Genomic DNA, 20,304 nt, shown 5'->3' on the forward strand with positions numbered 1-20,304 from the left:
TCAGTCCTTCCTTGAAAATTTCTCGATGATGTCGTGGTCGGGGGTGATGCCAAGCCCCGGTCCCTCGGGCAGGTGCACCTGGAAGGCCTCGTAGCGCAGGCCCTCGGTCACCAGATCCTCGACCAGGATCTTGGGGCCGAACTGTTCGGTGCCCCATTCGAGCCGCGGCAGCGTCGCGAAGACATGCAGATGCCCCGCCGCGCCGATCGAGCTTTCCAGCAGGCAGCCGCCGTAGAGCTGCACGCCGCCCGCCGCCGCGATCCCCGCGACGCGCTTGAGATTTCGCGCGCTGCCATGCTTGCAGAGCTTCAGCGAAAGCACCGATCCCGTAGCCGCGGCGGTCTCCGTGGCCGCCTCCGCGAGGGTGGAGACGCCTTCGTCCATCATCACCGGAACATCCGCGCGGGCGGCCACGCGGCGCGACGCCGCGGTCTGGCCGGCGGCGAGCGGCTGCTCGATCAGGCTCACGCCGAGATCCCGGAGCGCGGGAAGGTAGCGGATGCACTCCGCCTCCGACCAGGCCTGGTTGACGTCGGCCACCATCGGCGTGCCCTCCGGCAGCGCCTTCTGGAGCGCGGCGAGCCGCGCGAGGTCGGTGGCGGGGTCGGCAAAGCCCAGCTTGATCTTGAAGCGCCGGAACCAGCCGCGCGCGATCATCGCCTGCGCTTCGTCGACCTCCTGCGCGGCATCGCCGGAGGCCAGTGCCCAGATCGCGTCAAAGGAGGTCCGGACGGCACCGCCGAGCAGGATATGCGCCGGAACGTCGAGCGTCTTGCCCATGGCGTCGAGCAGGGCCATGTCGACGGCGGATTTGGCGGTGAAGTTGCGCTTCGCCGCGCGGTCCATGCGCAGGCTCGCCTCCTCGGCGAGACAGGCGGGATGGCCGATCAGCGCGGGCGCGAGATAGGCGTCGATATTGGCCTTCATCGCCTCGACGCTTTCCTCCGCCCAGCGGGGCCCGCCGAGGGTCGATCCCTCCCCGTATCCGGTCACGCCGTTCTCGAGCTCCACGGCCACGAAGATATAGCCCTGATGGCTGACCGAGGTGTTGGAGAGCTTGTGCTTGCGCGTGGTCGGCGCCTCGACGATGCGCGCGGTGATGCGGCGAATGGCGGTGGCGCGGCGCAGGTCGGTCTCGGGAAAGACGGTGGAAGCCGGGACGGGTGTGCCGGGCGAAGATGTCATGTAGGGCCTCATTGTTGTGCCGGACAGGGGCGTGCCCCCGTCCGGCAGGGATCATTCCGCGGCGTCCGTCCCCAGAAGGGCGTTGTCGCGGATGACGAAGTCGAAGGTCATCACGAGATCGGTGTCCGCGCCTTCGGGCGCCGGCGTCAGCTCTGCGATCAGCTCTTCCTTCACGGCAAAGACGCTGTCGTTGTCGAGATAGTCCGTCGTGCTGTCGTAGATCTGCGAGATCAGCGTCTTGTAACCGTCCTTCATCACCATGAAGTGGATATGGCCGGGCCGCATCGGGTGGTGGCCCATGTAGTTCAGCAGTTCCCCCGCCGCGCCGTCATAGGGGATCGGATAGGGAACCGGACGGATCGCGACCAGTTCGTATTCCCCCTTCTCGTCGGTCTCGAAGCGGCCGCGGAGGTTCATCTCCGGCTGGTCCGGGTCCTGCTGTTCGTAGAGCCCGTTCGGCGCGTCTTCCCACACGTCGATGGTCACGCCCGGAAGCGGCGCGCCGTCGGTGTCGCGCACGGTGCCGGTGATCCGCACCGTCTCCTGCCCCTCGAAATCCTTCTGGATGATCGAGGCGCCCTTCGGCAGGACCGGCGGGTTTTCGCGGTAGAACGGCCCGAGCACGGTGGAGATCGTCTCGTTATGCGTCGGCTTCTTGTCGATCATGTCCGCCAGCACCTCGACCCCGAGGATGTCGGAGATCAGGATGAATTCGTTGCGGGACTCGTCGGAGATATCGCCCGCCCGCCGCAGCCATTCCATCGCCCCCAGCCATTCGTCATAGGTCAGGTCGACCTCCTTCATGAAGGCGTGGATATGCCGGATGGCGCTTTGCAGGATTTCGCGGTTGCGGGGCGGAATGTCGTCCGAGAGGGCGGAAATGACCGCCTCGGTGATGGTGTCCAGGGTAATGCTTCGCATGAGTTCCTCCCTCGTGAATGCCAGGACAGGATGCGCCCTCGGGTCATACCGATCAATGCCCGCCAAGGTCTGTTGTGATACCTTTTCGGTATTTCGTGCCCCTGCCGGTGTCGGGCGGGGACACGTCTGCCGGAGAGATCAGCGGGTCAGGACCAGCGGGAACAGCGTCTCGATCATCAGGAAGATGACCACCATCGAGACGAGGTTCAGCCAGACCCCGGCGCGGACCATCTGCCGGATCGACACCTCGCCGGAGCCGAAGGCCACGGCGTTGGAGGGCGTCGCGACCGGAAGCATGTAGGCCGAGCAGACGGCGAGGGTCATCACCGCCGTCATCACCAGCGGGTCGATCCCGACGCCGATGGCCACGGAGCCCATGATCGGAAAGAAGGCGGCGGCCGTGGCGGTGTTGCTGGTCAGTTCGGTCAGGCCGAGGCCGACGATCGCGGCGGTCATCAGCACCACCAGCGCGGGCATCTCGCCGAAGGCGGCGACCTGGTTGCCGATCCAGACCGACAGGCCGGTCGCGGTGAAGGCGGCCGAGAGGCTCAGCCCGCCGCCGAAGAGCAGGAGCAGGCCCCACGGGATCTCGCGCGAGGCGCTCCAGCTCAGCAGCGCCACGGGGCGGCCGCTGTCGTCCCTCTCGCCCGAGGAGACGAGGAAACAGGCCACGGCGGCGGTCATCGCCACCTGGTCGGAGGAGATCCCCGACAGGAAGGGCAGCGCCGCGTCCACCGCGGCGATCCGGGTCAGCAGGGGCACGGCCACCCAGAAGAAGATGGCGCCGAGAAAGATCAGCGCGACGCGGGATTCGGCCTTGGTCATCGGGCCGAGGGCGTCGATCTCACTGCGGATCAGCGCCGCGCCGCCGGGAAGCTCGCGCATTTCCGGGCGGAAGATGAGCTTGGTCAGGAGGAGCCAGCCGACGACCAGCATGATCGCCGCGAAGGGCACGCCGATGGCCATCCACTGCGCAAAGCCCATGTCGTAGCCATGCTGTTCGAGCAGGTAGGCCTTCATCAGCGCGGTGGGCGGTTGTCCGATCAGCGTTGCGGCGGAGCCCATGGTGACGCCATAGGCGATCCCGAGCATGATGGAGGCGGAGAATTTCGCATCGCCGCCCTCGCGTCCCTGCTCGCGGGCGATGTCGCGGACGAGATGCAGGATCGACACGCCGATCGGCACCATGATCACCGCCGTCGCGGTGTTGGAGATCCAGGCCGAGATGAAGGCCGAGGCGATCATCAGTCCCAGCACGATCTGGTCCGGTCGCGTGCCGACGGCCCGGATCGTGCGCAGGGCGATGCGGCGGTGCAGGTTGCTTTGTTCCGTGGCGAGGCCGAGGATGACGCCGCCGAGCACGAGGAAGACGACCGGGCTCGCATAGGGCGCGGCCATCTGGCCGAAGCTGCCGACGCCGAGCAGCGGGAAAAGCACGAGCGGCAGCATCGAGGTCACCGGGATCGGCACCGCCTCGGTCATCCACCAGATCGCCATCCAGAGCGCTCCGCCCGCCGCCATGCGGCCGGGCAGCGCCAGGCTCTCCGGCAGGATCAGCCCGAGGATGAGGCCGGCGACCGGCCCCAGTGCCATGGTGGTGAAATTGATCGTTTCGCGAGCCCCGCCGCGCGAGGCGTTCTGCCTGTCTGCCATCCGATGTCCTCCATCCCTTCCTCGCGGCAGGCGCCGCGGCCGGTCGCACGGGGGCCCGAGGCGGGCGAAACGGTGCGGTCGGTGTCTTCGGGCCGGAGCGCCGGCCCTGCGTGATCCGCAAGACCTCCGGTGTCGGACTGCAAAACGCAATGCACCGCAGGGTATCCGTCGATACCCAACGCGGCATGAGAGGCCAGATTGGAGGGGATTTGAGGGTATCGCGCGGCCGGGCGCACAACCTGTGCGGGAGGTGCCCCGTCCGCTCCCCGGCCAGAGGTTGGCTGGCCGGGGCAGGACCGCAACGCGAGAATGGTCGGCCTGGCCCTGCGCGGGCCGGTCCGTTCAGTGCAGTCCGAATTCGGCCATGAGCTGCCGGCGGAAGCCGACGAAGCGCGCTTCGCTTCGGTCGCGGGGCCGGGGCAGGTCGATGTCGATCAGGCGCGGATGGCCGCCCTTTTCCTTCGGCAGGACGAGCACGCGATCCGCAAGGAAGATCGCCTCCTCGAGGTCGTGCGTCACGAGAACCATCGTCACCTGCTGTTCCGCCCAGATCCGGGTGAGTTCCTCCTGCATCGTCAGCTTGGTCATCGCATCCAGCGCGCCCAGCGGTTCGTCGAGGAGCAGGATCTCCGGCTGTACGGTCAGCGCACGGGCGATCCCCACGCGCTGGGCCATGCCGCCGGAGAGCTGGCGCGGCCAGGCCGTCTCGAATTCGGCGAGGCCGACGAGGCGGATGTAGCGCCGCGCGCGCTCTTCCGCCTCGCTCCGGGAAACGCCCTGGACCTCGAGCCCGAAAGCGACGTTGCCGAGCACCGTGAGCCAGGGCAGGAGGCGGGGCTCCTGGAAGATCACCGCCCGTTCATGTCCGAGGCCGTGAACGGGCTGGCCGTCGATCAGGACGGTTCCCGTGTCGGGTTGCTCGAGACCGGCGAGGATCCTGAGCAGGGTGGTCTTGCCGGAGCCGCTCGCCCCCACGACGGCAAGGCTTTCGCCGCCGCGGATGCGCAGGTCGAGGTTCTTCAGGACCGTCAGGGTTTCGCCTTCGAGCTGAAAGGATTTGGAGAGGTCGCGGATTTTTACCTCTCCCCTGGTCAGGGGCTGTGTATGAAGCATGGGCGTGCTCCTCAGTTCGTCACGTTCTGGTCGCCACTGACCAGAAGGATGTCGGATGCGGTGATCTGGCCCTCGGCGAGCGCGCCTTCGCGGACAAGCACGTCGATCCAGAACTGCACGTCGCGTTCCACCGGCAGACCGCCCTTGCGCGTGCCGTAGCCCTGGAAATACTGGGCGACCTCGGGGTTTTCGCCGCGCTCCTCGAGCAGGCGGGCGAAGATCTCGCGGGTTTCCTCGGGATGGTCCTGCGCATAGTCGAGGGCGCGGGCGGATTGCTCGATGAAGGCGCGGGCCGCCTCCGGGTGCGCCTCCGCCCAGTCGCGCCGCAGCACGGTGAAGCCGCCGGCGATCTCGCCCAGCACATCGGTGTCGTCGAAGACCGCGCGCAACCCGCCGCGGCTGCGGGCCGCGCCTTCGAACGTGGTCTGCCAGTAGCCGAAGGCCGAAATATCGACCTGTCCCGACCGGAGGACCTGCTCGAGTTGCGGCCCCGGCACGACGACGAGGTTGGCGGCGTCCTGCGGCAGGCCCACCGAATGCAGCGCCTCACGCACGGTATAGTCGAGGTGCGCGCCGAGCGTGTTCACGGCGATGGTCTTGCCCGCGATGTCCTCGATCGACCGGATCGGGCTGTCCTCGAGGACGTGAAAGATGGATTGCACCTTGTCGTTGATGCCGTTGGAGGGGTAGGCGGCCACGAAATCGTTGCCGCCGGCGATGGAGTTGATCACCGCCGAGGTCGCGGCCGAGCCGATCTCGACGCTGCCGGAGGCCAGCGCGAAGAGCGACTCGGGGCCGCCGCCGCTATAGCCGACATTTTCGAAACGGACGCCGGTGCCTTCGAAATAGCCGAGCTCCTGGGCGAGTTCGTGAGCCGAGACGCCGCCGTGGCCGGCGAGAAAGCGCATCGTCACCTCTTCGGCATGGGCGGTTCCGGCGATGGCGATCGCCGCGGCGGAGAGAAGGGTTTTGAATCTATGGGTCATGGGTCTGTCCTGTCGTGAGGTGCGTGGGTCAGGAATTGAGGCTCCAGCGGCAGAGGCGCCGCTGAAGAAGGACCAGAACCTGGTTCGCGGCGAGGCCGAGGACGGCCAGAAGGAAGATCGCGGCGAACATCAGCGGGATCTGGAAATTGTATTGCGCATTCATCACCTGGAACCCGATGCCCTTGTTCGCGCCGATCATCTCGGCCGCGATCAGCAGCAGCAGCGCGGTGGTGGCCGACAGGCGCAGCCCGACGAAGATCGACGGCACGGAGGCCGGCAGGACCACGCGGCGGAAGATCGTCGCGCGCGAGGCGCCGAAGCTGTGCGCCATCTCGATCAGCTTGCCGTCCACCTCCTTCACGCCGCCGATGGTGGCGAGCAGGATCGGAAACAGCGTCGCCCAGAAGATGACGAAGACCTTGGACGCCTCGCCCAGCCCCAGAAGCAGGATGAAGACGGGATAGAGCGCCAGCGCCGAAGTCTGCCGGAAGAGTTGCAGGATCGGGTCGAGCGCCCGCTCGACCGCCCGGATCTGCCCCATGAAGAGGCCGAGCGGGATGCCGAGCGCCACCGCGCCCAGAAAGGCGATGCCGGCGCGTTGCAGGGAGATCGCGATATCGTCGACGAGCGCGCCGGAGGCGATCCCCTTCCACAGTGCCGATGCCACCCGGTCGAGCGGCGGGAAGACCGCCGGATTGAGCCAGCCCGCGCTGCTGGCGATCTGCCATCCGGCGAAGAAGGCGACGAGCAGCCCGTAATCGGCCACCCCCCGCGAGAGCACGCGCCGCAGGGCGGGGGCGGCCGTGGCGCGGGCGGATCGTTTCGGGCGCGCGCGCCGCAGGGTGTCGGTCAGTTCATAGGTCATGTCATGTCCTCCTCGATCACTCGGCGGCCTCGACGACGCGATGGCGCGCCGCATGGCGATTGGCGGGGAAGGGCAGGCCGAGATTCTCGCGCAGGGTCCGGCCCTCGTAGGCGGTGCGGAACAGGCCGCGGCGCTGAAGTTCGGGGATCACCAGGTCGACGAAATCGTCGAGCGCGGTCGGCAGCCAGGGCGGCAGGATGTTGAAGCCGTCTGCCCCCTCGTTCTCGAACCACTCCTGCAACATGTCGGCGACCTGCCCGGCCGTGCCGACGATCGTGAAATGACCGCGGGCCGAGGCGATCCACTGATAGAGCTGGCGGATGGTGAAGCCGTTCTCGTCCGCGATCTGCCGGATCAGCGCCTGGCGCGACTTGTTGCCCTCCGTCGGCGGTGCGGGCGGCAGGGGACCGTCGAGGTCGTGGCCGGTCAGGTCGAGCGTGCCGCCGGTCAGCCCGTTCAGCAGCGCGATGCCGTCCTCCTCGAGGATATAGGAGGTGAGGCGGTCGTATTTCTCCCGCGCTTCCTCCTCGGTCCGTCCGACGAAGGGCGAGACGCCCGGCATGATCAGCACATGGTCCGGGTTGCGCCCGTTGGCCGCGGCGCGGGCCTTGATGTCGCGATAGAATTCCTGGGCCGTGTCGAGATGCTGATGCGCGGTAAAGATGACCTCTGCCGTCGCGGCGGCGAGCCCGCGCCCGTCCTCGGACTGTCCCGCCTGCACGATGACCGGATGCCCCTGCGGCGAGCGCGACACGTTGAGCGGTCCCGCCACCTTGAAATGCTCTCCGGCATGATCCGCGCCATGCACCTTGGCCGTGTCGAAGAACACGCCGCTGTCCTTGTCGCGGAGGAAGGCATCGTCCTCGAAACTGTCCCAGAGCTTCTTCACCACCTCGACATGCTCCTGCGCGCGCCTGTAACGGGCGGCATGGGGCAACTGCTGGTCGAGGTTGAAGTTGCGCGCGGCCGCCTCCGTCGCCGTGGTCACGACGTTCCAGCCAGCCCGGCCGTCGGAAATCAGGTCGAGCGAAGCGAATTTGCGCGCTGTGTTATAGGGCTCCTCATAGGTCGTGGAGGCGGTGGCGATGAAACCGAGATGGGTGGTGAGGGGGGTAAGCGCGGAAAACAGCGTCACCGGCTCAAAGCCCGCGACCTTCGCGTTGCCGCCTTCCACGCCGCCGCTGAAGGCCGCGGCAAGCCCGTCGGCGAGGAAATAGGCGTCGAACAGCCCGCGTTCCGCCGTAAGGGCGAGTTGCTTGTGAAATTCGAAATTCGTGGCGCCGTCGGCCGGCTGGTCCGGGTGTCGCCAGGCGGCGATATGCTGGCCGCCGCCGGGAAGAAAGGCGCCGAGTTTGATCTGTCTGGTCATGAGTCAATTCCTGTCTTGCTGAAAAAAATTCGGGGGTCAGGCGAGCGCCGCGCTTTCGCGTCCGTCGACGCCGACGGGAATGTCGCCGTCGATCGTGACGCGCCGCACGACGCGATGCGCATCGCCGTAATCGTTGACGGCGACATGCTGGGTCGCGCGGTTGTCCCAGATCGCGACGTCGTTGGGCTGCCACTGCCAGCGCACGGTGTGCTCGGGCGCGGTGATATGCTCCTGGAAGATTTCGTAGATCTTCTGGCCATCCGCACGCGACAGGCCGGAAATCCGCTGCACGAAACTGCCGAGGAGCAGGGTCCGCTCCCCCGTCTCGGGATGCACGCGCACCACCGGGTGTTCGGTCTGGAAGGCCGTCGAGGAGAAGACCTCTTTGTAATGCTTCGTCTCGGTCTCCGTCGCCTTCGGCCGCAGCGCGGCATAGTCGTAGGCATTGCTGTGCACCGCGCGCAGCCCGTCGGCGAGCTGTTTCAGCGCCGCGGGCAGGGCGTCATAGGCCGTCGCCGTATTCGCCCAGATCGTGTCGCCGCCCGTCTCCGGGATGACGACGCCGCGCAGCACCGAATATTTCGGATAGGCGGGAACGAAGGTCACGTCCGTATGCCAGTTGTCGGCCCGGCCGCCGTGGTCGGAATCGAGTTCGAGGAGGCTCGAGGTCCCTTCGCGGATATGCTGGGTCGGATGCGGGACCAGATCGCCGAGCCGCTTGGCAAAGGCTTCCTGTCCGGCATCGTCGAGGTGGTCCTGGTCGCGGAAGAACAGGACCTTGTGGCGGGCGACGAGCGCCTTCAGCGCGCTGACGACCGGCTCGGGCAGGTCGCCCGAAAGGCGGATGCCGCGGATCTCGGCGCCGATGACGGGCGTGATCGGACGGGCGTCGAGTACGGGTGTGTCCGGGGTGAGGGTTTCGTGCTGGGTCATGGATATGGTTCCTTTCGATGGACAAGGCTCCGCCGGTGCCGGTCCGTCGCGGGACCGGTTCAGCGACATGGCGGATCGGGGCAAGGGGGGAGGTCAGGCCAGGCTGTAGGCGAGGTCACGCGACCGTGCGGGTCCGCGCGTGCCTATGGCGAGGGCAAGCTGGCTCGCTGCATCCTGCAACCGGGCCAAAAGCGCCGGCGATGTCGGCTGCCCCTCGTCGAAATCCTCCGACGCGGCATAGACCCCGGTGGCGAGTGTCGCGGCCTCGAAGAAACCGAAGAGCGGGCGAAGCTGGTGCTCGATGACCAGCGCATGGCGGTGGCCGCCGCCGGTTGCGGTGAGCAGGACGGGCTTGCCCTTCAGCGCGTCGGGATCGAGCAGGTCGAAGAGATGCTTGAAGAGGCCGGAGTAGCTTCCCTTGTAGACCGGGCTGCCGACCACGAGCGCGTCTGCGGCAATGAGACGGTCCACCGCGTCACGGGCTTTCGGGCCGAGATCGGCATATCTTTGCGCGGTTCCGAAGGAGGCGTCCAGATCCCCGAGGTCGAAGACATGGCTAGTGCGTCCCGACAGGGCCGCGCTTTGCCGCACGGCCCTGTCGACCAGCGCTCTCGTGCGGGACGGGGCGCTCAGACTGCCCGCGAATCCGATGATGTCCGTCATGTCGTCTCCTATCACGATTAAATCTATCGTATTTAACGTGTAATGGATCGACGGGCTTCACTCCATTCCAAAGATCGGCGGGGAGAGAGGTGAAATCGCGTGTCGGCGGCGCGCTTCGGAGAACCTCAGCCCCCCTGGCGGGCGGAGCGGCCAGAGCGGTCGAGGAGCGTGCGGGCCAGGGCGGCGGTCTGCTCGCGGATGTCGGGAATCGCGGTGATTTCCCAAAGGGCGCCGCGTGCCGCGGGGCCGATGGCCTGAAGGCGGCGGGAGGCGCGCCCGGCGCCGTCGATCACCTCCGCGGCCGGCGTCGTGTCGAGACCGAGGCCGAGCGGGTCGAGCCGTGCGGCGCCGCGGGTCAGAAGCTCGCGGATCACCGGGGCGGCGTGTTCCTCCGGGTTGCGGCGGATGCCGCGGCAGTCGATCACCTCATCGACGACCAGCTGTCGCGGGCCGCCGTCCTTCCACGGGTCGATGTTCAGGGTGATCCGGCCGTTGGGACGCTCCTGCGCCCCCTCGAAGCGGCCGCGCAGGATGCAGAGCTGGCCGCTCGCCGTGGCGCGCGAAATGCGGTCGGCCGAGACCGGGGGCATCCGGTGGCGATGCACCTCCCACCAGGAGGCGGCATGGCGCAGGAAGCGGGACCGGTCCTCGAGCGACCAGTTCCGCCAGATGCTTGCGACATGCGGTCTCACGCCGTCGACGGCGTCCCGCCAGGTGCCGCCCTGCGCTTCGGCGCGGCGGGCGAGGCTGCGAAGCCAGTGAACCGTGTCGCTGACCGAGGCGCCAAGGGGAATGTCCTGTGCCTCCAGCCGGAGGGGCTGTGTGGTGGTATGCGCCTGCGGCAGGAGCCCGCGCCGGGACAGGCAGTAGATCGGCCCCCGGTGTCCGGCGGCGAGGAGTGTCGCGACATGATCGACCATGCTCAGGCCGGTGCCGATGATCGCGACCGTCGCATCCGGGTGGTCGGGGGGCGTGAAATCCCACCCGCCGCGCAAGGGCGGGGGAGGGGTGGCAGGGACCGCGTGGCCGGTCGCGAGCACCGCCCGGTCGGCCCGGACGGTCCTGCCGTCGTCGAGTTCGGCGACCACGCCCTCCCCGGTCTCGTGCAGGCGCAGGCATTCGCCGCGGATACAGTGGAGCCGCGCGTCGCCGGAGCAGGACCGCCACGGATCGAGCAGGCCGGACAGGTAGCGCCCGTAGGTGCCGCGATCGACGAAGCTCATGCCGGACACAGGCAGGCCCTCGGCATCCAGCCAGCGCTCGAAATGATCCGGCTCGTCGGGCAGGGCGCTCATCTGCGAGACGCGGGTGTTGAGCAGGTGATCGGGATCGTCCGTGCCATAGGCGATGCCGCAGCCCAGCAGTTCGGCGCGTTCGATGATCGTGATCTCGACCTGCTGCCCCGGCAGGCGCAGCAGATGTGCCGCCATGAGAACCCCGCTCGCCCCGCCGCCGACGATCAGGACGTGTTCCGGCGAGTTGTGCCCCCTGTGTGCGGCCCCGTCCATCAGGAGACCAGCATCAGGAGGGCCATCACGCCCGCCGCAGCGAAGACGGCCAGCGAAATGGCGAGGATGTCGTGGTCGGGCTCGGGTTCGTAATCCCCGTCGCCGAGGGCGAAGAGGAGGAAGCCGGGATCATATGCGCAACAGGGAAACATGTCGCGTCTCCTTTCAGACAGGTTACGACAAAAGGACGAAGGCGAAAAGGGTCACGTAGCTGGCGCCGAAGATGAGCGCGGGCATCGCCTTGCGGAGCCGCGTCAGGGCGAAGTGAAACATCATGGCCGTGCCTCCATGCCGCCGGCGACCGACACGGACACCGACGCGCGCAGGGGCCGCTCGGCGGCGCTTGGCGGCCAGAGCAGGTCGCGCAGCGCCTTGCCTTCGGGCCAGGGGCCGTGACCGGACTCGACATTGATATGTCCGGCATTGCCCATGTCGATGAAGTCGGCCTCCCAGTTCCGGGCCAGGCCGCGGGCGCGCTCCTGCTCCATCCAGGGATCGTTCCGGCTGGCCGCCACGATGGTCTTGGTTCCGAGCGGGCGCTGCGGGATGCGGCCGAAGGGCGCCGTGCGGTCGCTGCGCTCCGGTTCGGCCGGAGCGACCAGAAGCGCGCCGGCGATCCTGACCTGGGGCCAGGAGGCGAGCAGGCGGACGATGGCGATGGCGCCGAGGGAGTGGCCGACAAGCACCGAGTCCGGGTGGACCAGCGTCGCCGCCGCGATTTCCGTGAGCCAGGCCTCCGGAGAAGGCTCCGACCAGGAATGTTGCTCGACGATCTTGGCCGAGGGATCGGTGGCGGCCCACCAGTGTTGCCAATGCGGAGCCGGCGAACCGTCGAGGCCGGGAATGAGCAAGGTTCTGATCATGTCGGTTCTCCTTTCCCTTAAAGACTACCAAGTTAATCGTGTATTTGGATTCCAAAGTGTCAATGAAATCGAGAAGGATAATCTCCGGAGGGGGTGGTTGCCCGAAAAAACGGCGAAACTCCGCCTGAAAGAGGCGCGGAGGGCGGTGGCGCGACGCGCCGGCCCCCGCGGAGGGCGCGGCTGCGCCGTGACAGGCGATTCCCGGCCGCAGCGGGAGATCGCTACCGCAGGCGGCTTTCGATCAGGAGTCCTTCCTCGTCGAGGATCGGATGGGCGACCGCCACGAGATGCGCGCTGATCCGTTTCAGGTCGCGCAGGATGTCGAGATGCAGGGAGGAGGTCTCCCGCGTCTGCTGATGGCCTTCGCGCAGCCGCACGAGATGGCGCTGCGCCGACTGGCGCTCGCGGTTGCGGATCTCGACCTTCTGCTGGATCAGTTGCCGGGCGAGTTCCATGTCGCGGGTCATGAAGATCGTCTGCGCCATCCGCAGCGTCTCCGCCGTCATCAGGAACATGGCGTCCAGTTCGTCATAGCCCGCATCCGAGAAGCGGAGCTGCAAGCCGACCTTCTTGCGCACATTGGCGGCGAGGCCCTTTTCGATGATGTCGCCGACATGTTCGAGGTTGATCACATAGTCGAGGATCGTGATCGCGCGGCGCCGGTCGTGCTCGTCGGCGTCGCGGCCGAGGCGCGAGAGATAGGTCTTCACCTGTTGCTGGCGCAGGTCCACGCGATTTTCCAGGGCGCTGACCTCGGCCAGGGGGCTGCTGTCGTTCCTGCGGAAGGCCAGCCGGGTCAGGTCCAGCATCCGCGCGATGTCGTCCCCGATCGACAGGGCCTGCCGGCTCGCCCCGCCGAGGGCGAGAAGCGGGACTTCGAGCGCCTGTTCGTCGAGCCATTGCGGCGGCGCCTCGCCGTCCGGCTCTGGCTCGGGCAGCAGCAGTTCCAGACCGCGCGAGAGCAGCCCCGCAAAGGGCGCGACGCAGAGCGACAGGAGAATGTTGAAGGCGAGATGGGCCTCGACGGCGAGGCTGGTGATGGGAACCGGCAACCGTTCCAGCGTGGCGCCGAAATATCCCGCCAGCGGCAGCACCAGAAGGCATCCGGCGGCGCGCACGAAGAGGTTGCCCAGCGTCAGGCGGCGGGCGGCGACACCGGATTTCGCGGTGACGAGGACCGGCGGAATCGCGCCTCCGAGGTTGGCCCCCAGCACGAGGGCGACGCAAAGCCCGGCGGGGACGTCCAGCGTCATGACGAGCATCACCGCCGCGAGCGAGGAGGAGCAGACCGCCGCGATACAGGCCGCGAACAGAAGCGCCACCGGCCGCGCCGCATCGAGCATCGCGAGAAACGCCGCCAGTTCGCTGGCCTCGCGCAGCGGCGTGGTCGCGGCCTCGAGCAGGGTCAGGGAGATGAGCATCAGCCCGAGCCCGATCAGGGCGCGGCCGCTGCCGCTCACGACCGGTCTTTCCCGGCGGCTCGCCGTGAACCCGATCAGGATCAGCGCCGGTGCGATGGCTCCGAGCCCCACCGAGATGATCAGCGCGGTCAGGGCGGTGCCCACGTTCGCGCCGAGGAGCACGACCTGGGACATGCGGCCGCCCATGAGCTGCCGGTCGAGAAACGAGGCGGTGAGAAGCGCGGTGGATGTGGAGGATTGCAGCCCCAGCGTGGCCACGAGGCCGGAGAAGAAGGCGCGCGGGCCGGTCCGGGTGCCGAGGCCGAGCGCGGTCTTCAGCCGGAGGCCGAAGGCGGTCGTGACCCCGTCGCGCACGAGGCCCAGCCCGAACAGGAGCAGGGCGACAGCGCCGCCGATCTGGAAGAAGACAACGAGTGATGCCATGGTCCGCCCCGTCGCGTTTCACCCTGTGCCCGTCGTGGGCAGGGCTTTTGCCAATGATCTCCCGTTTTCGCCGAAGATCAATGGCGGGCCGCTCCTGTCGCGGCCCGCCGGGCGCCGTTTCGCTTCCGGCGCCGGTCAGTCCGGCTGCCGGGTCTTCCGCAGATAGGGAAGAACCCGCTCGAATCCGCCGAAGCGGGTGTTCGCGTCCTCGTCCGACACCGAAGCGGTCACGATCACGTCCTCGCCCTGCTTCCAGTTCGCGGGCGTCGCGACCTGGTGCTTGGCGGTGAGCTGGATCGAATCGAGCGCGCGCAGGATCTCGTCGAAGTTGCGGCCGGTCGTCATCGGGTAGGTGAGCGACAGCTTGATCCGCTTGTCCGGGCCGACGACGAAGACGGTGCGCACGGTGGCGTTGTCGGCGGGCGTCCGGCCTTCGGAGGAGCCTTCGATCGAGGCCGGCAGCATGTCGTAGAGCTTGGCGACCTTGAGCTCGGGGTCTCCGATCATCGGATAGCCGACGGCATGGCCGGTGGCGGTCTGGATATCCGCCTTCCATTTGTCATGGCTTTCCACCGGGTCGACGGAAATGCCGATGATCTTCGCGTTGCGTTTCGCGAATTCGGGCGCGAGGCCCGCCATCAGCCCGAGTTCGGTGGTGCAGACGGGCGTGAAATCCTTCGGATGGCTGAACAGCACGGCATAGCCGTCGCCGATCCAGTCATGGAAGCGGATCGGACCCTCGGTGGTGTCGGCTTCGAAGTCAGGGGCGATATCATTGATGCGCAGGGACATTGGATTCTCCTTTCCGGGTTGCAGAATGATCGGTTCCGCGCTGCGTCTCAAGCAGTGTCTTGACTGCAAGGGCGACCAGCGCGATCAGCGTCAGTGTCGAGGCGGCCGCGAAGGCGCCGGTGGTGTTGAGGTCGTTGAACAGAAGCTCGACATGCAGCGGCAGGGTGTTGGTCTGGCCGCGGATATTGCCCGACACGACCGAGACGCCGCCGAATTCGCCCACCGCCCGTGCCGTGCACAGCACCGCGCCGTAGAGCAGCGCCCAGCGGATATTCGGCAGGGTGACCCGCGAGAACACCTGCCAGCCGCTCGCGCCGAGGGTGACGGCGGCTTCCTCCTGCTCGGTGCCCTGTCCCTGCATCAGCGGCAGCACCTCGCGCGCGACGAAGGGTGCGGTGACGAACAGCGTCACCAGCACGATGCCGGGCAGGGCGAACATGATCTGGATGTCGTGTTCGCGCAGGAACGGCCCCAGCAGGCCCTGCCGCCCGTAGAGCAGCAGATAGCAGATGCCGGCGATGATCGGCGAGATCGAGAAGGGGATCTCGATCAGCGTCACCAGAAGCCCGCGGCCGGGAAAGCGGTGCTTGGCCACCGCCCAGGCGGCGGCGAGGCCGAAGAGGATGTTGACCGGCACCGCGATGAGCGCGACCACGGAGGTGAGCCACATCGCGTGCAGTGTCAGCGGGTCGAGGATATTGGCGGCATAGACCTGCCAGCCGTCGGCAAGGGCACGCGCGAAGATGAAGGCCAGCGGCGCGACCACGAAGAGCAGCGTCAGCACGGTGGCGAGGGCGATCAGCAGGCGCGGGACGAGGGGGCGCGGGGGACGCATCACATGGCCTCCCTGTAGCGGGCCGCCCAGAATTGCAGCAGGTTCGAGGCGAGCAGCAGCACGAGCGCGAAGCCCAGCAGCGCCAGCGCGATCACGGCCGCGCCGTTATAGTCGTATTCCTCGAGGCGGATATAGGCCAGGAGCGATGCGATCTCGGTCTTCATCGGCAGGTTGCCGGCGATGAAGACCACCGCGCCGAATTCGCCCAGCGAGCGCGCGAAGGCGGTGGTGCAGCCGGCCAGCCAGGCGGGCAGGATTGCGGGAAAGACGACACGGACAAAGATGGTCCAGGGCCGCGCGCCCAGCGTCTCGGCCGCCTGCTCGAGCGCGGGGTCGAGATCCTCGAGCACCGGCTGCACGGTGCGCACGACGAAGGGAATGGAGGTGAAGGCCATGGCGATGGCGATCCCCGCAAGCGTATAGACGACCTGAAGGCCGAGCGCGTCGAGAAGCGGCCCGAACCAGCCCGACGACGAAAACAGCGCGGTCAGCGAAATCCCCGCCACCGCGGTCGGCAGGGCGAAGGGAATGTCCATCAGCGCGTCGAGCAGGCGCTTGCCCGGAAAGTCGTAACGCACCAGCACCCAGGCCATCAGCAGCCCATAGACGGCATTGATCGCCGTCGCGATCGCCGCCGCGGTCAGCGTGACGCGGAAGGCCGCCAGCGCGCGCGGCGAGGTCACGATCCGCATGAAATTGTCCGGCCCGATCTCCGCCCCCTTGAGGACCAGCGCGATGACCGGGATCAGGATGATCAGCGTCAGGTAAAGCAGCGTCGTGCCGAGGCTCAGTGTGAACCCCGGCAGGACGCGTTTCGCACGGATGGGTGCGGCCACCGTCATTGGTTGACGAAGACCTCGTCGAGGATGCCGCCTTCGGCGAAATGCTCCGCGCTCACGGCCTCCCAGCCGCCGAAGACCTCGTCCACCGTCACCAGCTCCACCTCGGGCAGCCGGTCGGCATAGTCGGCGGCGACCGTCTCGTCGGCGACACGGTAATAGTTGTCTGCGACGATGCGCTGGGCTTCGGGCGAATAGAGCCATTCGAGATAGGCGGTCGCGGTCTCCGCCGTGCCGTTGCGCTCGGCGTTCTCGTCCACCACGGCCACCGGGAAGGCGGCGAAGAGGCTGAGCGAGGGCGTCACGCGCACGAGGTTCTGGTCGGCATAGGCGGCGGCGATGCCGCCGGTCTCGGCCTCGAAGGTGACGAGGACGTCACCGATGCCGCGCTCGGCGAAGGTCTGCGTCGCGCCGCGCCCGCCGGTGTCGAAGACCGGCACGTTGGAGAAGATGCTGCGCACGAACTCCTGCGTGGCCTCATGATCGCCGTCGAACTTCCGCAGCCCGTAGGCATAGGCGGCAAGGTAGGTGTAACGCGCATTGCCGCTGGTCTTCGGGTTGGGGAAGACCGGCTGCACGTCCTCGCGGATCAGGTCGTCCCAGTCCTCAATCCCCTTCGGGTTGCCGTCGCGCACCAGGAAGGCGGGCAGCGAATACCAGGGCGAGGCGCCGTTGGGCAGCTCGTCGCGCCAGCCCTCGTCGATCAGGCCGCCCTCGACCAGCACGTCCACGTCGGTTTCCTGGTTGAAGGTCACCACATCGGCCGGCAGCCCCTCGAGGATCGCGCGCGCCTGGCGCGACGAGCCGCCGTGCGACATGTCGATGGTGATCTCGCGGCCGGTGTCCTCCTGCCATTGCGCGGCGAATTCCGGGTTCAGCGCCTCGAACAGTTCGCGGGCGACGTCGTAGCTGGTGTTGAGCAGGTGGTCCTGCGCCAGCGCGGGGCCGGCGCCGAGGATCAGCGCGAGGGCCGCGCCCTTGATCGGTGTGAAGGTCATTGAACGGTTTCCTTTCATGCAAGTTCCGGGGTCCGGCCCGCGGGGGCCGGGGAGGCGAAGAGGGCGCCCGCCGCGATATGCAGCCGGACTTCACAGCCTTCGGACAGGGTGGGATCGGCGCCGCGGCGCGGGATCTCCGCCTCCGCCGCGGTCGCGCTGTCGTCGGCCAGCGCGAGATGCAGCCGGGTGCCGTTGCTGCTGCGCGAGGTGATCCGCCAGCCGGCGCCCGTCGCGGCTTCGGGGCGGATATCCTCGGGCCGCAGGAACAGCTCGGCCGGCCCGTCCGGCAGGTCGGCGTCGGGCAGGGCCGAGAGGTCGAGCCCCGCGGCCTGCGCCCGCCCGCCCTGGATGCGGACCGGCAGCGTGACGGTGGCGCCCATGAACCGCGCGACGAACGGGCTCGCCGGACGGTCGGAGATGAGATCGGCATGGCCGATCTGTTCGATCCGTCCCTCCCCCATCACCACCACGCGGTCGGCCAGTTCGAAGGCTTCCTCCTGGTCGTGGGTGACGAAGATCGTGGTCGAGCCGGTGGCGTCGTGCACCTCGCGCAGCCAGCGGCGCAGGTCGCGCCGGATCGCGGCGTCGAGCGCGCCGAAGGGCTCGTCGAGCAGCAGCACCTTGGGCTCGATCGCCAGCGCGCGGCCAAGCGCCACGCGCTGCTTCTGGCCGCCCGAAAGCTGACCGGGATAGCGGTCGGCCAGATGCGGGATTTGCAGGAAGCGCAGCAACTCGTCGGCGCGGGTCAGGATGTCGGCACGGGAAGGGCGCGTCGCCTTCGGCCGCACGCGCAGCCCGAAGGCGATGTTCTCGCGCACGCTCATGTGCGGGAAAAGCGCGTAATGCTGGAACACGAAGCCGATCCGGCGATCCCGCGCCGGCAGGGCGAACCAGTCCTCGCCATCGACGTCGAGCGCGCCGGTTTCCGGCCATTCGAGCCCGGCGATGATCTTGAGCAGGGTCGTCTTGCCGGAGCCCGAGGGCCCGAGCAGGGCGACGAGTTCGCCCTTCTCAACGGCGAGATCGACGCCCTTGAGCACCGGTGTCCCGTTGAAACTCTTGGTGATGTTCCTGACCGTGATCGACATCCAGCATCTCCCCTGCTGTCCGTTCACTAGTGGCGGCGGATACCGGCGGCAAGTCCGCGGCCGGTCCGCCGCCACATCGCGAAAAGGCAGCGGTCATCCCGCGCGCGGGATTCCTGAAAAAGGCGCGGGACGGAGGCGCCGGGGCGCATGTGCATCGTTCGCGGTTTCGGGCATTTGAAAGAACATCCTTCTTTTTCGTGTCCCGCCGGGATTTCGCGCGGGGCGCAGGGCCGGTCCGCGGAAATCGCGTCAGGCCGTCGCCACGTCGATCGGCAGCGCGGTGGTGGTCTGGACGGTTTCCATCACGAATTTCGACGTGATGTTCCGGCAGGGCAGCGCGCGGGTGAGCTCGAGGTAGAATTCGTCGAAGGCGGACATGTCGGAGACGGCGACCTTCAGCAGGTAGTCGATGTCTCCGGCCATCCGGTAGACCTCCACGATCTCGGTGAAGCGCGGCACCACGCGCCGGAATTCCGCCCGCCATTCCGGGCTGTGATCCGTGGCCTCGATCTCCACGAAGACCATCAGGCCGATGCCGATCTTCTCGGGATCGACGAGCGCGACGCGCCGGGTGATGATCCCGGCGGCCTCGAGTTTCTGGACCCGTTTCCAGCACGGGGTCTGGGACAGGCCGACCCGTTCGGCGAGTTGCGCCACGGGCAGCGTGGCGTCGTGCATCAGTTCATGGAGGATCTTCCTGTCGATCCTGTCGAGTGTCAGAGTGCTCATCGGTGTGGCCTCGCCATCATTCTTGTCCAGGGAGGCGCAAGCCGAGCCATGAGATCATGCTCGGCCTGGGCCAGGAGCCGGGAATCCGGCCCGTGTTCGGCAAGTCCCAGCTCATGCAGTCGGTGCTGGAGCAGGGCCTGCCAGGCCGTGTCGGCCACGCCGTCCCAGGGCCGGGGCATCACGATCACGCGCAGGCGGCGTTGGGCCTGCGGATGGTTGCGCCAGATGCAGGCCCATTTCGGCGCGGCGGCGCGCAACGTCCAGCCCTCGCCGGTCCCGGCAGGCAGGGCAGGGCGCCCGCCGTGCAGCCGGGCCGTCGTGAACCAGAGGGCCGCGCGCAGCCAGATCGGCGGACCGGACGGGGGCGGCGGTCGCATTGCACCGGTCCATTCCCTAGGCCGCCGTGAAGGTGCGGACGAATTCGCTGGCCGGGTGGGCGCGGATGTCCGTCGGCTTGCCGACCTGTTCGATGCGGCCCATCGACATGACGACCACGAGATCGGCCAGTTCCATCGCCTCTTCCTGGTCGTGGGTCACGAAGACGGTGGTCAGCCCCGTCGTGTCGTGCAGCTCGCGCAGGCCATGGCGCAGCTCCTTGCGCACCTTCGCATCGAGCGCGCCGAAGGGCTCGTCGAGCAACAGCATCCGCGGCTCGATGGCCAGGGCGCGGGCGAGCGCCACGCGCTGACGCTGGCCGCCCGAAAGCTGGCTGGGATAGCGCGCGCCGATATCGGGAAGCTGGATCAGGTCGAGCAGCCGGTTGACGCGGCGGCCGATCTCGGCCTCGGTCGGGCGCGTCTTGCGCGGCCGCGCCCGCAACCCGTAGGCGACATTCTCGAAGACGGTCATGTGCCGGAACAGCGCGTAATGCTGGAACACGAACCCGGCCCGGCGCTGCTGCACCGTCATGCCGGTGGCGTCGTGCCCGTCGAACAGGACCCGGCCGGAGGTCGGGTATTCGAGCCCCGCGAGAATGCGCAGGAGTGTCGTCTTGCCCGACCCGGAGGGCCCGAGGAGCGCGATCAGCGCGCCCGAGGGAATGGAGAGCGAGACCGGATGAAGCGCCCGCTCGGCGCCGTATTCCTTGGCGATTTCTTCGATTTCCACATGCATGTGGGGC

The 20,304-nt window shown here is 67.9% G+C and carries 21 protein-coding genes; all 21 read right to left on the reverse strand.

The window, feature by feature from the left end; translation table 11 throughout:
* The 21 genes from P73_RS05690 to P73_RS05785 all read right to left on the reverse strand — a co-directional run bounded on the left by P73_RS05690 (position 1) and on the right by P73_RS05785 (position 20,297).
* Entirely contained in the window at positions 1–1,185 is a 1,185-nt protein-coding gene (locus P73_RS05690; RefSeq protein ID WP_082033129.1) for a muconate/chloromuconate family cycloisomerase, read from the reverse strand.
* Between the two features lie 51 nt (positions 1,186–1,236).
* Positions 1,237–2,106 carry a dioxygenase family protein gene (locus P73_RS05695; RefSeq protein WP_043868833.1) on the reverse strand — a complete coding sequence of 290 codons (870 nt, stop codon included), beginning with the start codon at positions 2,104–2,106 and terminating at the stop codon, positions 1,237–1,239.
* Positions 2,107–2,244: 138 nt separating this feature from the next.
* A complete protein-coding gene (locus P73_RS05700) occupies positions 2,245–3,759 on the reverse strand; it encodes an SLC13 family permease (RefSeq protein WP_174446903.1) in 1,515 nt (504 codons plus the stop codon).
* A gap of 342 nt (positions 3,760–4,101) precedes the next feature.
* Complete coding sequence (locus P73_RS05705) at positions 4,102–4,872, reverse strand: ABC transporter ATP-binding protein (protein ID WP_043868834.1); 771 nt, start codon at positions 4,870–4,872, stop codon at positions 4,102–4,104.
* Positions 4,873–4,883: 11 nt separating this feature from the next.
* Positions 4,884–5,858 carry an ABC transporter substrate-binding protein gene (locus tag P73_RS05710; RefSeq protein WP_043868835.1) on the reverse strand — a complete coding sequence of 325 codons (975 nt, stop codon included), beginning with the start codon at positions 5,856–5,858 and terminating at the stop codon, positions 4,884–4,886.
* 28 nt (positions 5,859–5,886) lie between these two features.
* Entirely contained in the window at positions 5,887–6,723 is an 837-nt protein-coding gene (locus P73_RS05715; RefSeq protein ID WP_043868836.1) for an ABC transporter permease, read from the reverse strand.
* Between the two features lie 16 nt (positions 6,724–6,739).
* Complete coding sequence (locus tag P73_RS05720) at positions 6,740–8,092, reverse strand: LLM class flavin-dependent oxidoreductase (RefSeq protein ID WP_043868837.1); 1,353 nt, start codon at positions 8,090–8,092, stop codon at positions 6,740–6,742.
* A gap of 36 nt (positions 8,093–8,128) precedes the next feature.
* A complete protein-coding gene (locus P73_RS05725) occupies positions 8,129–9,025 on the reverse strand; it encodes a TauD/TfdA dioxygenase family protein (RefSeq protein WP_052453063.1) in 897 nt (298 codons plus the stop codon).
* A gap of 93 nt (positions 9,026–9,118) precedes the next feature.
* Positions 9,119–9,688 (reverse strand): FMN reductase, encoded by a 570-nt coding sequence (gene msuE / locus P73_RS05730; RefSeq protein WP_043868838.1) that lies wholly within the window; start codon positions 9,686–9,688, stop codon positions 9,119–9,121.
* A gap of 125 nt (positions 9,689–9,813) precedes the next feature.
* Positions 9,814–11,196 carry an FAD/NAD(P)-binding protein gene (locus P73_RS05735; protein ID WP_043868839.1) on the reverse strand — a complete coding sequence of 461 codons (1,383 nt, stop codon included), beginning with the start codon at positions 11,194–11,196 and terminating at the stop codon, positions 9,814–9,816.
* Positions 11,196–11,348 (reverse strand): hypothetical protein, encoded by a 153-nt coding sequence (locus tag P73_RS25910; protein ID WP_158401915.1) that lies wholly within the window; start codon positions 11,346–11,348, stop codon positions 11,196–11,198. Before P73_RS25910 ends, P73_RS05735 begins: the two co-directional genes overlap by 1 nt.
* A gap of 120 nt (positions 11,349–11,468) precedes the next feature.
* Positions 11,469–12,059, reverse strand: a complete 591-nt coding sequence (locus tag P73_RS05740) for an RBBP9/YdeN family alpha/beta hydrolase (protein ID WP_043868840.1) — start codon at positions 12,057–12,059, stop codon at positions 11,469–11,471.
* Positions 12,060–12,280: 221 nt separating this feature from the next.
* A complete protein-coding gene (locus P73_RS05745; protein ID WP_043868841.1) occupies positions 12,281–13,903 on the reverse strand; it encodes a Na/Pi cotransporter family protein in 1,623 nt (540 codons plus the stop codon).
* Between the two features lie 135 nt (positions 13,904–14,038).
* Positions 14,039–14,695 (reverse strand): peroxiredoxin, encoded by a 657-nt coding sequence (locus P73_RS05750; protein WP_043868842.1) that lies wholly within the window; start codon positions 14,693–14,695, stop codon positions 14,039–14,041.
* On the reverse strand, positions 14,676–15,530 hold the full coding sequence (gene cysW, locus P73_RS05755) for a sulfate ABC transporter permease subunit CysW (RefSeq protein WP_052453064.1): 855 nt from the start codon (positions 15,528–15,530) through the stop codon (positions 14,676–14,678). The genes P73_RS05750 and cysW overlap by 20 nt, the downstream gene beginning before the upstream one ends.
* On the reverse strand, positions 15,530–16,372 hold the full coding sequence (gene cysT / locus P73_RS05760) for a sulfate ABC transporter permease subunit CysT (RefSeq protein WP_043868843.1): 843 nt from the start codon (positions 16,370–16,372) through the stop codon (positions 15,530–15,532). The genes cysW and cysT overlap by 1 nt, the downstream gene beginning before the upstream one ends.
* Positions 16,369–17,367 carry a sulfate ABC transporter substrate-binding protein gene (locus tag P73_RS05765; protein WP_043868844.1) on the reverse strand — a complete coding sequence of 333 codons (999 nt, stop codon included), beginning with the start codon at positions 17,365–17,367 and terminating at the stop codon, positions 16,369–16,371. Before P73_RS05765 ends, cysT begins: the two co-directional genes overlap by 4 nt.
* A 14-nt stretch (positions 17,368–17,381) precedes the next feature.
* Positions 17,382–18,455, reverse strand: coding sequence for a sulfate/molybdate ABC transporter ATP-binding protein (locus P73_RS05770; protein WP_043868845.1), 1,074 nt, complete (start codon positions 18,453–18,455; stop codon positions 17,382–17,384).
* A gap of 249 nt (positions 18,456–18,704) precedes the next feature.
* The gene (locus tag P73_RS05775) at positions 18,705–19,184 is read right to left on the reverse strand and encodes an Lrp/AsnC family transcriptional regulator (RefSeq protein WP_043868846.1); all 480 of its coding nucleotides are present in this window, start codon (positions 19,182–19,184) and stop codon (positions 18,705–18,707) included.
* Positions 19,181–19,561, reverse strand: coding sequence for a hypothetical protein (locus P73_RS05780; RefSeq protein ID WP_043868847.1), 381 nt, complete (start codon positions 19,559–19,561; stop codon positions 19,181–19,183). The genes P73_RS05775 and P73_RS05780 overlap by 4 nt, the downstream gene beginning before the upstream one ends.
* Positions 19,562–19,577: 16 nt before the next feature.
* On the reverse strand, positions 19,578–20,297 hold the full coding sequence (locus tag P73_RS05785; protein ID WP_074743159.1) for a sulfate/molybdate ABC transporter ATP-binding protein: 720 nt from the start codon (positions 20,295–20,297) through the stop codon (positions 19,578–19,580).
* Positions 20,298–20,304: the final 7 nt, after the last annotated feature.

It is taken from the genome of Celeribacter indicus, assembly GCF_000819565.1.
Classification (GTDB): Bacteria; Pseudomonadota; Alphaproteobacteria; order Rhodobacterales; family Rhodobacteraceae; genus Celeribacter; species Celeribacter indicus.

Bases quoted from the DNA above. Each gene is read 5' to 3' on its own strand.
- P73_RS05690 (WP_082033129.1), bottom strand. From the start codon at position 1,185: ATGACATCTTCGCCCGGCACACCCGTCCCGGCTTCCACCGTCTTTCCC.
- P73_RS05695 (WP_043868833.1), bottom strand. From the start codon at position 2,106: ATGCGAAGCATTACCCTGGACACCATCACCGAGGCGGTCATTTCCGCC.
- P73_RS05700 (WP_174446903.1), bottom strand. From the start codon at position 3,759: ATGGCAGACAGGCAGAACGCCTCGCGCGGCGGGGCTCGCGAAACGATC.
- P73_RS05705 (WP_043868834.1), bottom strand. From the start codon at position 4,872: ATGCTTCATACACAGCCCCTGACCAGGGGAGAGGTAAAAATCCGCGAC.
- P73_RS05710 (WP_043868835.1), bottom strand. From the start codon at position 5,858: ATGACCCATAGATTCAAAACCCTTCTCTCCGCCGCGGCGATCGCCATC.
- P73_RS05715 (WP_043868836.1), bottom strand. From the start codon at position 6,723: ATGACCTATGAACTGACCGACACCCTGCGGCGCGCGCGCCCGAAACGA.
- P73_RS05720 (WP_043868837.1), bottom strand. From the start codon at position 8,092: ATGACCAGACAGATCAAACTCGGCGCCTTTCTTCCCGGCGGCGGCCAG.
- P73_RS05725 (WP_052453063.1), bottom strand. From the start codon at position 9,025: ATGACCCAGCACGAAACCCTCACCCCGGACACACCCGTACTCGACGCC.
- msuE (WP_043868838.1), bottom strand. From the start codon at position 9,688: ATGACGGACATCATCGGATTCGCGGGCAGTCTGAGCGCCCCGTCCCGC.
- P73_RS05735 (WP_043868839.1), bottom strand. From the start codon at position 11,196: ATGGACGGGGCCGCACACAGGGGGCACAACTCGCCGGAACACGTCCTG.
- P73_RS25910 (WP_158401915.1), bottom strand. From the start codon at position 11,348: ATGTTTCCCTGTTGCGCATATGATCCCGGCTTCCTCCTCTTCGCCCTC.
- P73_RS05740 (WP_043868840.1), bottom strand. From the start codon at position 12,059: ATGATCAGAACCTTGCTCATTCCCGGCCTCGACGGTTCGCCGGCTCCG.
- P73_RS05745 (WP_043868841.1), bottom strand. From the start codon at position 13,903: ATGGCATCACTCGTTGTCTTCTTCCAGATCGGCGGCGCTGTCGCCCTG.
- P73_RS05750 (WP_043868842.1), bottom strand. From the start codon at position 14,695: ATGTCCCTGCGCATCAATGATATCGCCCCTGACTTCGAAGCCGACACC.
- cysW (WP_052453064.1), bottom strand. From the start codon at position 15,530: ATGCGTCCCCCGCGCCCCCTCGTCCCGCGCCTGCTGATCGCCCTCGCC.
- cysT (WP_043868843.1), bottom strand. From the start codon at position 16,372: ATGACGGTGGCCGCACCCATCCGTGCGAAACGCGTCCTGCCGGGGTTC.
- P73_RS05765 (WP_043868844.1), bottom strand. From the start codon at position 17,367: ATGACCTTCACACCGATCAAGGGCGCGGCCCTCGCGCTGATCCTCGGC.
- P73_RS05770 (WP_043868845.1), bottom strand. From the start codon at position 18,455: ATGTCGATCACGGTCAGGAACATCACCAAGAGTTTCAACGGGACACCG.
- P73_RS05775 (WP_043868846.1), bottom strand. From the start codon at position 19,184: ATGAGCACTCTGACACTCGACAGGATCGACAGGAAGATCCTCCATGAA.
- P73_RS05780 (WP_043868847.1), bottom strand. From the start codon at position 19,561: ATGCGACCGCCGCCCCCGTCCGGTCCGCCGATCTGGCTGCGCGCGGCC.
- P73_RS05785 (WP_074743159.1), bottom strand. From the start codon at position 20,297: ATGCATGTGGAAATCGAAGAAATCGCCAAGGAATACGGCGCCGAGCGG.